We start from the raw sequence: 11956 nt of genomic DNA, 5'->3' as shown, positions 1-11956 counted from the left end.
TTAAGTACAGAAAGTAATATACCATATCCTTTTCTCCGGATGCAACAACTTTGTTCACTTTTATGATTCACAACTCTTTTTGAATGATTCGAACATGAAAAACTCCCTTTCCTTAATAGAAAAGGGAGTTTGTTTTATGAAAATAGATAAGATACAGCCTCTGAAATGGCAGCTTTTCCTTGATCAATACAATCAGGGATTCCGACACCTTCAAAAGCAGCACCTGTGATATAAACACCAGGATATGATTGCTTAAACGTTTCTCGCATGTTCGAAATGGCCTTTTGATGACCGACGTGATATTGCGGCATGCTCGTCTTCCAGCGAGTCACTGTCGTCAGTTCTGGATCTGCTTTAATATCCATAATTTTCTTCAAGTCCTCCAGCACAATGCTGACGATTTGATGGTCTGACTGTTCGACAATTGATTCGTCGCCAGCCTTCCCTACATAAGCACGCAATAGCGTTTTTCCTTTAGGAGCTGTATGCGGCCATTTTTTGTTCGTCCACGTACAGGCTGTAATAGAGAAATCACTGTTTCTTGAGATGACAAAACCAGTGCCGTCATATTCATTATGAACATCCTCTTCTTTAAAACCGAGTGCAACCGTTGCAACAGAAGTAGATGTCATATCATGCAAGTACTCAAGCCCCGCTTCTTTTGGAAACATGGAATAGATCGATTGATGCGGAGTTGTCACAATGGCTGAATCAGCAAAAAGCGTTTGACCGCTGTCTAACTGCACACCGTAGCCCCCATCTGTTTTTTCAATCTGCTTCACTTTTGTCCCTTTATAAATCGTTGTCAGCTTGAGCTTGCCTTCTACTGCTTCAACAAGCGCTTGCAGTCCTTGATTGATCGTTTGGAACTGCCCTTGTTTTTTCGCTGTCACTTGCTGCGCTTTCGCATGCTGCTGTGATTTTTTCATCCCAAGAATCAAACTGCGATGCTTTTGTTCTGTTTGATAAAACTGCGGGAAGGTGGACATTAAGCTGAGACGGTCAATGTCACCTGCATAAATGCCTGATAGAAGAGGTTCGATTAAATTCTCAACTACTTCATCACCGACACGTCTTCTAAAAAATTCACCGAGCGACTGATCTTCTGTTTGTTTGCTTTTTGGCAAGACGAAATCCATTGCGGCTCTCGCTTTTCCTGCAACTGAAAAAAGACCGGTTGTGATGAATGGGCTGATTTGAGTTGGAATACCCATGACAGCGCCTTTTGGCATCGGGTGAAGGGTTTCATTAACTAGTACATATGCCTGCCCTGTTTCATTATTGACGAGCTGATCTGCGAGCCCCACATCCTTCGCCAGCTGCGGTCCACTGACCTTTCTTTCTAAAAATGAATCAGGTCCACGTTCAATGATGTAGCCGTCTTTATATAATGTTTGGATTTTTCCACCTAGCCTAGGGCTCGCTTCAATAAGAGATATTTGAATGGGAAGACCTTTTTCTTCGACTTCCTTTTCCAAATAGAAGGCGGCGGCTAAACCAGTGATGCCACCGCCGATGATGACAAGGTGTTTTTGATTGTCATGCATAGGATCGCCTTCTTTTATATAATTACTTGCTTTCGTCAAGCTTCTTTAATACGACAGTTGCGAGAGCATCAATAAATGCTGGTTTCGCATTTGGCATTTCTGGACGATAGTAGGCTGCACCGATTTCATCTGTCACGACTTTACATTCATAATCGTTGTCGTATAACACTTCAAGATGGTCAGCGACAAACCCAACAGGCACATATACGAACGTTTTATAGCCTTTTTGTTCGAATAGATCCCGTGTTAAGTCTTGAACGTCTGGTCCAAGCCATGGATCAGGCGTGTTGCCTTCGCTTTGCCAGCCAATTTCATAATGTTCAATTCCTGCACCTTCTGCAATCATTTTGGCAGATTGTGCGAGCTGATCAGGATATGGATCTCCTGCTGCAATAATTTTTTCAGGAAGGCTGTGTGCAGACACAATGAGTACGGCTGATTCTCTTTCCTCTTCACTCATCGATGCATACGTATCCTTCACTTGTTTCACCCAATAGTCCACAAACTTCGGCTCATCGTACCAGCTTTCCACAGACGTAATCTTCAGATTGCCAAGCTTGTCTGCCTCATCTTGTGCACGCTTGTTATACGATTTCACGCTAAAGGTTGAAAAATGCGGCGCAAGAACAATACTCACTGCTTCTGTGATGCCGTCCTTGTGCATCTCTGCAACTGCATCCTCAATGAACGGCTCAATATGCTTTAAGCCAATGTAGACATGAAATTCAATGTCGTCTTGGATGTCGTTCAAATGATCACACAAACCATTTGCCTGCTGTTCGGTAATTTTTGATAAAGGAGAAATACCGCCGATTGCCTTGTAGCGATCCTTCAAATCTTGCAGCATCTCTGGCTCCGGCTTTCTGCCTCTGCGGATATGTGTATAATAACGCTCAATATCTTCTTCTTTATATGGGGTGCCATATGCCATGACAAGAAGTCCCATTTTCTTTTTCTCCACAACCAACACTCCTTCAGATCATTTGAAATAGTTTAGATGGATGATTCTTTATGTTTCGCTGAATAATCGTGAATAAAATCTGTCAGCTTCTTTAACGTATCTGGTGAAACATCAGGAAATACCCCATGACCTAAGTTAAAGATAAAGTGATCTGATTTCATTCCTTGATCTAAAATATCTTTTGCTCTCTTTTCAATGACTTCCCAAGGAGCAAGTAAGATGGTTGGATCGAGGTTCCCCTGTAACGTTTTTGTGAGCCCTTCTTTTCTTGCTTCGTCTACACTCATACGCCAATCCAGTCCAACCACATCAAGCGGCAGGTCATGCCAATCTTTCGCTAAATGGCTTGCACCAACTCCATACATGATCATTGGGACGTTTTCAGACTTCAGCTCTGTGAAAATTCGCTGCATGACAGGCTTAATGAATGTCCGGTAATCTGCTGCATTTAAAGCGCCAACCCATGAGTCGAAAATTTGAAATGCACTGATCCCGGCCTTTACCTGCGCACGTATGTACGTGATCGTCATATCAGCTAACTTGTTCATGAGCAGCATCCACGCCTCAGGATCACTGTACATCAGCGCCTTTGTTTTATGATAATTTTTAGATGGACCGCCTTCAATCATATAGCTTGCCATCGTAAATGGTGCGCCAGCAAAACCGATAAGCGGAACATTCAGCTGCTCCTTCGTTAAAAGCTGAATGGTATCAAGCACATATGGCAGGTCTTCTTCAGGATGAAGTTCCCCAAGACGTTCAATATCTGCTTTAGATCGAATCGGTGCATCAATCACAGGTCCAATTCCATTTTTAATTTCTACGTCCACTCCAATAGCCGGAAGCGGGGTCATAATATCTTTATATAAAATAGCGGCATCTACACCATATTGTTCTACAGGAAGTCTTGTTACATAAGCACATAACTCTGGCTGATGCGTAATTTCAAATAGCCCGTATTTTTCTTTAAGGGCACGATATTCAGGCTGTGAGCGTCCTGCCTGTCTCATATACCAAACTGGTACATGGTCTGTTTTTTCCCCTTTACACGCCTTTAAGAACGTGTCATTAAAAACCTTCGTTTTTCCCATTACCTTTCATTCCACCTTTCGCCTTATACTCTCTTTTTGTACAAGGCTCAAACCTGCTTTTACTATACCGTTTTTTCAAGGCACGGTATACTAAAGCGGCTCAATGTTCAAAAAATCGCCGAATATTAACGTCCAAAAGCCTCTGGCTTGACATATGGACTGCCTTCTCCTTCTTCTTGCGTTTGGGTATTATAGGGAACAACCTTATACTCTGCATTTGAAAATACATTGGCATACGGCATTGTATAGCTGTCCACGCCTGTCACTGTGTCGATCAGCGTCTCGCTTCCATTTCTCTTTTCATAGATGCGGTATTCAATGCGTTTATCCTCCTGATTGTCCCAAGACAGCTCTAATGTAAACAAGCCTTTGATTTTAAACGCATAGCGGGCTTCAAATCCTGATAATCCCTCTAAATGGATGGGCGACTCGAGCTCTTTAATCCCTTCTGGTTTTTCAAACGTTTCATTGGTGATTTGAGCTGCTGTTAAAATATCTTTAAACAGCTGCACAGGGTATTGACTGCCTCCAGTTAAATAGTGGCTGTTATCGGTTTTGTCATACCCCATCCAAATTGCACCCGTTGTACTAGGCGTATAGCCGGCAAACCAAGCATCCTTTGTTGCACCTTTCACACCTGAATATGTGGTCGTACCTGTCTTACCTGCTAAATCTCCAGCGTATGAACCGCTCTGGGCTGTTCCGCCCTTGACGACTTGCTGGAGCATTCTTGTCATATTCCAAGCATTCTGCACACTAAATACTCGTTCTTGCTGACTACGATTCTTTTCTACAGTTTCTCCTTCATCATTGGTGATTTTTTGAATAAAGAAAGGCTTTTTATATACGCCTTCATTTGCAAATGTATGAAAGGCTCCAGCGATCTGTAATGGAGAAACTCCTTTTTCTAAACCGCCAAGCGCAATAGCTAAGCCTTTATCCGAGATATCTATCCCCATTTTCTCGAGATATGATTTCGACATATCAATGCCCAGCTGGCTTAATGTCCACACAGCAGCGGTATTTTTACTTTTCATGAGGGCTTCCACCATTGTGACCCTGCCTTCATACTGCCCATCGTAATTCTTAGGTGAATAGCCGTCATAGCTTTTTTCTTTGTCTTCAAGCAGTGAATAAGGTCTGAATTTTTTCTCCTGCATTGCCGGACCGTAGACTGCGATCGGCTTAAAAACAGATCCCGGTTGCCTAACAGCTGTCACCCTGTTGTAGCCTCTTGCCTGATATTCTCGTCCACCGATGGCTGCTTTCACTCCACCAGACTCGTTATCAATGAATACGGCGCTGCCTTCCGGAGAACCGCTTTTTCCCGGGAAATAACGGTTGTTCTTCGTCGCATCATAAGCGGTTTTTTGCAGATTCATATCAATCGGAACTGTAATGGTATAGCCGCCTTGAAGCAATTGTTCATGTGAAATGGCATACTCTGATTCTGCTTCTTTAATAATGAGATCAACATAGCTGTCCACCCAAGGTGTTTCTGATTTCTTTTTTAAATGAATGCCTAGTGTTCTCCCTTTTGCTTCTACTGTTTCTGTTGAAGACAAATATCCTTGTTCGTTCATTAAATTCAGGATGGTGTCCCGCCTCTGTTTATTTTTATCAGGGTGTAAAACAGGCGAGTAAGAAGATGGTGCCTTTGGCATCGCAGCGAGTGTGGCACCTTCGCTGACCGTTAAATCTTTGACATCCTTACTAAAATAATAATTGGCTGCTGCCTGAATACCATAAACACCATGGCCAAAGTAAAGCTGATTCAAATACATCTCTAGCAGCTTATCCTTTGAATAATCTCTCTCTAAATTAATGGCAATAATGACTTCTTTCGTTTTTCGAAGAAAGGTTTTGTCATTTGTGAGAAAAATATTTTTTGCGAGCTGCTGGGTAATTGTACTGCCGCCCTCTACCTTCCCTCCTGCTAATATATCTCGATAAACCGCCCTTGAAATAGACTGTGCATCAATTCCGTGATGCTCATAAAAACGCTTGTCCTCGACAGCCACAAAAGCTTTTGCTACTTTATCGGGCACCTCTTTTAATGAAACAGGGTCCCGATTTTCTGAATACATGCTTGTGAGTTCTTTTCCATTCTGATCAATGATTTTGGAGGAAGCATGAAAAACAAGCTTCTTTTCATCTATGACATAATGTCCTAAAAATAAAATCGTCAGATAGCCAATAAATGAGAGTACAATTGTACTTCCTGCAATGACTAATGGAATGATTATCTTCTTTTTCTTCAAATTAGGTCACCTCATTCCTTTATACGGATAGTATGGGATGTATTGCTTCATAATATGTTTTATGGATTGACTGCCAAAGAATTATATATCATTCTTTTGTTATACTATCAAGCAGGAGGCGGTTTAGATGAATTTCTATATTACATATGGAACAGCAGATTTTTTGCATAAAATCGCAAAAAAACACCATCTGGAAAATCTGCTTTATATGGTCGGAAAAGAACAAGCAGCTCTTTTTCATGAAACGGAGGGTGAGACTGTATTTAAAGCCCCTCATGCCTATGATGTGATTTATGCGAAAGGCGAGCTTGTCCAATCTGGTTTCGTCACCTTGAATCATATCCCTGTTAAGCTTGAAAGCAGAGCACTGTTTGAATCCACCTTTCAGAAAAAGACGAACATCTCAGAACATCAGCGCGGCTTCCAGGCTATTCGCGTGTTAAGACCTAAAAAAGATGAAGAAGTTTATTTGATTTTGACACTTTGGGAATCAGAGGACTTATTTCAAGACTTTCAAGAATCAGAAGCATTCTTTCAGCCACACGAGGATACAGGCTCCATTTTCTCTCGTCCAGCTTACCTCACATCCTACCATGCCGTCACAGACAATTAAGGAAGTGCTGCTCTAGCACTTCTTTTTTTCATCAAAAAAAGCCCAGTCGCTGGGCTCTTCATTTTATGAGCTTGATTTCAGCTCGTACCGATGAATGATCGGCTGAAGCACATAGAAATTTAGCAATATCCAACCTAATAAGATCGGCCACTTCAACATAGGTGAAGCACCTTTCAATTGAATCAGCAGCACCAATAGTGGAATCAAGCAGATCATGAAAAAACTCATTTTTGAGACAAATGTTTCTTTGATTTGATGCCGGCAGCTTGGACACATCATCATTTTCGTATGTGATAAATGAAATTTTTCGACGAAAGAAAATGTTTTTGAACAATTTGGACAGCTTCCCAACGCTACTCCTCCCTTTCCTTGCTTCATATCCACTTCGACTTTTATGTAAAATGACCTTTTGATACTGACCACGAAATCCTCTTCTGTTGAAAGATTCTAACAATTACCATACAATCAGTAAAAGAGCATGAAGGAGGTTTTCGATTCAATGACAATATCCACTTTACAAAAAAGCATCAATGAACGTCTTGATGAACATTATGAGGAAATGGTTGAAATTAGACGCCATCTCCATATGAATCCTGAACTTTCTTTTCAGGAAGAAGAAACAGCCGCTTTCATCGCCAGCTACTATGATACATTACAAATACCTACGCGCACCAAGGTGGGCGGTCATGGCGTACTCGCTTTTATTAAAGGAGCTTCTCCGGGACCAACCATTGCCCTCAGAGCTGATTTTGATGCACTTCCCATCCACGATGAAAAAGATGTACCTTACAAATCAACAAAGCCTGGTGTGATGCATGCGTGCGGTCACGATGGGCATACTGCGACACTTCTTGTATTAGCTAAAATTTTGCATACGCATCGTGATCAATTAAAAGGGAAGATCGTCCTCATTCATCAGCATGCCGAGGAATATGCTCCCGGCGGTGCAAAACCAATGATTGAAGACGGCTGTTTAGACGGTGTCGATGTGATATTCGGTACGCACCTTTGGTCTTCAGAGCCTTGTGGCACGATTCTTTATAAAAGCGGGAACTTTATGGCAGCGGCGGATCGTTTCTCCATTCAAGTCCAAGGGAAAGGCGGACACGGCGCCCAGCCTCATTTAACAAAAGATGCCGTACTCATCGGTTCACAAATCGTCGCAAACCTGCAGCAAGTCGTTGCACGTAAAGTCAATCCAATTGATTCTGCTGTTGTTTCTGTTGGAGGTTTTGTAGCGGAGAATGCCTTTAACGTTATTGCAGACTCAGCTGTTTTAACTGGTACTGCACGATCCTTTGAAGAAAATGCACGGCATATCATCGAACGAGAAATTGAACAGGTGGTAAAAGGGGTATGCCAGATGCATGATGCTGCCTACACATATGAATACGTCAGAGGATACCCTGCTGTCAAAAACCATCCAAAGCCGACTGAATATATTGCTGACATCGCAAACCAGACAGAAGGTGTCACAGAAGTAAAAGAAGCGGAAACCCAAATGGGCGGAGAAGACTTTGCTTACTACCTTCAGCATGTCCCTGGTACCTTCTTCTACACAGGCGCCATGCCCGAAAACAGCCAAGACGTGTATCCACATCATCATCCAAAGTTTGATATCAACGAAAAAGCAATGCCTATCGCAGCAAAGGTACTCGCTAACGCCGTTCTTTCCTACAATGAATAAAAAAAAAGCCGCTGTCATCAGCGGCTTTTCTATTTCATTTCTTTCAATATTCGCAAGTGAAACACATGGCGTGCAACCTCTCCGAGCTGTCCTGTCAGCTGATGATTTGCCACCCCGCCAACAGCGGCTCCGACGACCGGCATTAATTGAAACAGCTTTACAAGATCAATGTAATCTCGATACTCCTGCTGAAAGCTGTACCAATCCATTTCCTTGCGGCTCGTTTCCCAATCATCTATGATCTTCATCATTTTTTGACGATGGGCACTGCTGGAAAAGGCGAGTTGAAATATGCAGAGCAAAAAGAGTCTTTCCTCCTTTTGAGATAAATCAAAGCCATAAATACACGCCAGCTCATAAAGGCATTTCATCTTTATGCTTAACAGCAGCGGAAAGTCTGCCATTCCAAGGAATAAACCGCCTGCACCTGTTCCAACCCCTTCGATAGCAGCCGCCTTTTGGTAATACTTCACTTTATCCTTTGCCAGTTCATTTCGTTCTACAATAGATAATTGTTCATCAATCACTGAAAATGAAGTAAAGTGTGATCCTGATACGGTGGATTCAACCATTGTTTTGACTGCACTTGTGATGACTTGATGAAACCTGGCAGGAATTCGGCGGTTCACCTGCTGCTGAACTCCTTTTGAAAACCGTTCGATCTTTGAAGGTTTTCTTAAAAAACGTGTTTGAAAAAGAATGGCTTCTTCATACAACTCCCGTTCAGCTGCATTCATCCGGTCCCCTCCTTGATGTCATCATACGCTCGCTGTAATCTCCACTTATCTCATCTTTTTTAACCTGCTTTGCACGTAAGGCTTAAAGAGGACAAGCACAAATGCTAAAGAAATGAGAAAGGCAAGTCCGCTTCCCTGCCAGCCTCCTGCTGGAAGTAGCGCACAGCTCAGCAATATCGATTGGATGATGAGCACATTACGGACGAGAACAAAAAAGCTTCGATCCTTTTCTTTTTGAGAAACTGGATAGAGTGCCTGTAATGAAAGATGAGCAAAGTGCTTCGTTAACGGCACAAGCTGTACACCTGTGATAAATACTGTGAACAAGACTAGTAACGCACCCACCCAGCCTGCTGCACCTGTATACAAAATAATCAGGACAAACACAGCCGTTAATCTAAACACGAGACCAAAATAGTCATTTGAGCGTACAAACGCCCTCACATACATATAAGAAAAAGTTTTACGCTGATCGTAAGGAACAAACTTCAAAATCCAGTCCATGTATGCTCTTCTTTTCACCTGTTTCTTTAAGTGAGGCACATCTGTAAATAAGTTTGCCAAACGATAAAAGCGCTGCTTCCGTTTTAATTCATCAGAAATATGCATTTCCCATTGAAAGGGCTGTTTTTTCACTGCATTTGTTAAGTAGACGAGATAGACACCATAGATAAGATAAAAAACGATTGCAATCGCATAGGCTGCCTGTAAAACGGTGTAAATCAACATCATATTTAATAGAAAACGAAGGGCTGCATCGAGCCATCTCACGTGTTTTCCTTGAAAATAAGTCATTCTCCATTGAATGGCTGTATTCAGGCCCTTTATTAAGATCATTTGCGCCAATATCAGCACATACTCCGTGATGCCTCCTGAAGACACCGCCGAATAAAGCGGAAGTGCGACAATGGATACAGCAATGAGAGGAAACAGCTGAGAAATGAAGCTAAAGTTAAACGCCTGTTTTAAGTAAGGCTCCATCTTCCCTTCCAAAGGAAGCAAAAACACGAGATCGGCTTCTTTAATCAACGTACGTACGTATGAGCTTGTAAGTACCAATGAGAAAACAACTGCCATCACCCAGTAGGATGGGAAGTGAGCCGGAATATGTTTGAGCCAGTTGCTGTACCAGCTTGCTCCGCCTGCAAGGAAAAAAATGAGCACAATGACAAGATGATCGTTGAACATGTATTTTAAGTATTTTCTTGTTTCTTGTATGTGTTCCTCTAATCTTGATTTCCAGATAGTAAGCGTTGTTTTACTCATAGCTTTCTTCCTTTGTTAATTCCAAATAAAGATCATCGAGTGTCGCATCTCTCATATCGAACTGTTCTCTCAGCTCTGCCAGTGTTCCTTTCGCTCTGATTTCCCCTTCGTGCAAAATAATGAAGGAATCACAATAGCGCTCAGCTGTCGCTAAAATATGCGTTGACATCAGGACACTAGCGCCGCTTTTCTTCGCAGCATTCATCCGTTCAAGCAGTGCATTGATTGCAAGAGGATCAAGCCCTAAAAACGGTTCATCGATGATATACAGCTCTGGTTCCACAAGGAATGCACACATAATCATGACTTTCTGCTTCATTCCTTTTGAAAAATGAGCAGGGAACCATTTCAGCCTTTTCTCCATTCGAAATTCTTTCAGCAACGATGGCAGGCGTTCGTCTAATTGTTCCTTTGATAGACCGTAAGCCATCGCTGTCAGCTCTAAATGCTCTTTTAACGTTAATTCTTCATATAAAACAGGTGTTTCAGGAATAAACGTAAATTGTGAACGATACGCCTCTTGGTCGTCTTGAAGGGTTCGTCCATTTAATTCAATGACACCTTTATGCGGTTTCATGAGCCCGATAATATGTCGGATGGTTGTACTTTTCCCCGCCCCGTTTAAGCCAATGAGACCGACGATTTGATTTCTTTCTAATTCAAATGAAATATTTTTTAGAACGGGATTCTTCGTATATCCGCCCGTTACATCTTTTACAGTGAGAAGGGACATGAATTCGTTCCTTTCTTTCTTTTTTCCTTTATAGTAACAAAAACGAATGATAATTTGAAATGTTTACCTATAGACGAGTCATGAATAAAAAATAGGCGCCTTGGTCATCATAATGTATGTAGAAGAAATGAACTTGATGACCAATAAGTAAATGAGGTGTTTGTTAAAGGCAAAGAACCGCATGACAAGTTGGTTTTTCATCTAAAAACCTTAGCTTCTGTTTTGCTTCACTGATTCTTGATTTTTGTGTCCTATACAATATGTATACGACAAACCAAAACGTCAAATGAGGTGTTTACGGCAGAAATAGCAGGCACGTGAATTCTTTATTTCAATAAATAGAGAATTCAAAAGGCATTCGAATGAAAGCATCAGCATTTCTTCTGCAGGAGCAGGATGAGCGACCAAAGGAGTTCGCTTGTCCTGTTTTCTTTTTTGCTTCTTTTTGTGATACGATAAAGGAAAAATAATGAGGAGTGACATGGCGTGAGCGACTGCATTTTTTGCAAGATCATTGATGGAGACATTCCATGTGCAAAAGTATATGAAGACGAGCATGTATTGGCTTTTCTTGATATCAGCCAAGTAACAAAAGGACATACCCTTGTAATTCCGAAAATACATAAAGAAAACATCTATGAGATGACACCAGAAGTGTCTAACCACTACTTCCAAGCGATTCCGAAAATTGCAAGGGCGATCAAACAGGAATTTGAACCAATCGGGTTAAACCTCCTGAACAACAACGGTGAAAAAGCCGGTCAATCGGTGTTCCATTACCATATGCACATCATTCCGCGCTACGGAAAAGGCGATGGCTTTGGTGCCGTATGGAAATCACATCAAGATCAATACACGTCAGAGGATTTAAAAGACATTTCCTCTGCCATCCACACGCGGCTTACCTCATCTTAACAGATGAGGTTTTTCTTATTTTTACCCCTTTTCATCGCTTCCTTCTCTTAATAGTAAGATATTTTGAACGATTCAAATTTTTTGTCCAAATGCTTCAAATTTGTGATAGGATGGTTTTATCTTTTGATCCATTAACGCGAGAAAT

The 11956-nt window shown here is 41.7% G+C and carries 11 protein-coding genes; 3 read left to right on the top strand and 8 right to left on the bottom strand.

Going from position 1 to position 11956, the window contains the following annotated elements; translation table 11 throughout:
• Positions 1-134: 134 nt before the first annotated feature.
• The 4 genes from hemY to AAZR19_RS00680 form a co-directional block, all read right to left on the bottom strand.
• Entirely contained in the window at positions 135-1547 is a 1413-nt protein-coding gene (hemY, locus tag AAZR19_RS00695) for a protoporphyrinogen oxidase (protein WP_041109984.1), read from the bottom strand.
• A gap of 22 nt (positions 1548-1569) precedes the next feature.
• On the bottom strand, positions 1570-2508 hold the full coding sequence (gene hemH, locus AAZR19_RS00690; RefSeq protein WP_024426557.1) for a ferrochelatase: 939 nt from the start codon (positions 2506-2508) through the stop codon (positions 1570-1572).
• Between the two features lie 32 nt (positions 2509-2540).
• The gene (gene hemE / locus AAZR19_RS00685; protein ID WP_041109981.1) at positions 2541-3599 is read right to left on the bottom strand and encodes a uroporphyrinogen decarboxylase; all 1059 of its coding nucleotides are present in this window, start codon (positions 3597-3599) and stop codon (positions 2541-2543) included.
• A 125-nt stretch (positions 3600-3724) separates the two neighbouring features.
• Entirely contained in the window at positions 3725-5860 is a 2136-nt protein-coding gene (locus tag AAZR19_RS00680; RefSeq protein ID WP_163115323.1) for a transglycosylase domain-containing protein, read from the bottom strand.
• Positions 5861-5987: 127 nt separating this feature from the next.
• On the opposite strand from AAZR19_RS00680, the gene AAZR19_RS00675 reads away from it, so the two are divergent.
• The gene (locus tag AAZR19_RS00675; RefSeq protein WP_024426559.1) at positions 5988-6473 is read left to right on the top strand and encodes an antibiotic biosynthesis monooxygenase family protein; all 486 of its coding nucleotides are present in this window, start codon (positions 5988-5990) and stop codon (positions 6471-6473) included.
• Positions 6474-6536: 63 nt separating this feature from the next.
• Here the strand turns inward: AAZR19_RS00675 and AAZR19_RS00670 are convergent, their stop codons facing one another.
• Positions 6537-6824 (bottom strand): hypothetical protein, encoded by a 288-nt coding sequence (locus AAZR19_RS00670; RefSeq protein WP_226015057.1) that lies wholly within the window; start codon positions 6822-6824, stop codon positions 6537-6539.
• Positions 6825-6972: 148 nt separating this feature from the next.
• On the opposite strand from AAZR19_RS00670, the gene AAZR19_RS00665 reads away from it, so the two are divergent.
• Complete coding sequence (locus AAZR19_RS00665) at positions 6973-8160, top strand: M20 family metallopeptidase (RefSeq protein ID WP_163115324.1); 1188 nt, start codon at positions 6973-6975, stop codon at positions 8158-8160.
• Between the two features lie 29 nt (positions 8161-8189).
• On the opposite strand, the gene AAZR19_RS00660 is transcribed toward AAZR19_RS00665, so the two are convergent.
• From AAZR19_RS00660 to AAZR19_RS00650, 3 genes are read right to left on the bottom strand one after another with little or no spacing between them, the layout of a single operon-like run.
• The gene (locus tag AAZR19_RS00660) at positions 8190-8897 is read right to left on the bottom strand and encodes an EcsC family protein (protein ID WP_041109974.1); all 708 of its coding nucleotides are present in this window, start codon (positions 8895-8897) and stop codon (positions 8190-8192) included.
• 45 nt (positions 8898-8942) lie between these two features.
• Positions 8943-10163, bottom strand: a complete 1221-nt coding sequence (locus tag AAZR19_RS00655; RefSeq protein WP_326350051.1) for an ABC transporter permease — start codon at positions 10161-10163, stop codon at positions 8943-8945.
• The gene (locus tag AAZR19_RS00650; protein ID WP_024426563.1) at positions 10156-10896 is read right to left on the bottom strand and encodes an ABC transporter ATP-binding protein; all 741 of its coding nucleotides are present in this window, start codon (positions 10894-10896) and stop codon (positions 10156-10158) included. Before AAZR19_RS00650 ends, AAZR19_RS00655 begins: the two co-directional genes overlap by 8 nt.
• 486 nt (positions 10897-11382) lie before the next feature.
• Between AAZR19_RS00650 and AAZR19_RS00645 the strand changes: the two genes are divergently transcribed.
• Positions 11383-11811: an HIT family protein gene (locus tag AAZR19_RS00645; protein ID WP_024425457.1), complete on the top strand. Its 429-nt coding sequence runs from the start codon at positions 11383-11385 to the stop codon at positions 11809-11811.
• The last annotated feature ends 145 nt before the right edge of the window (positions 11812-11956 follow it).

This window comes from Bacillus sp. Je.9.29.b (assembly GCF_051129925.1).
GTDB classification, from domain to species: Bacteria; Bacillota; Bacilli; order Bacillales; family Bacillaceae; genus Bacillus; species Bacillus safensis.
This window is presented reverse-complemented; position numbering and strand designations above follow the sequence as displayed.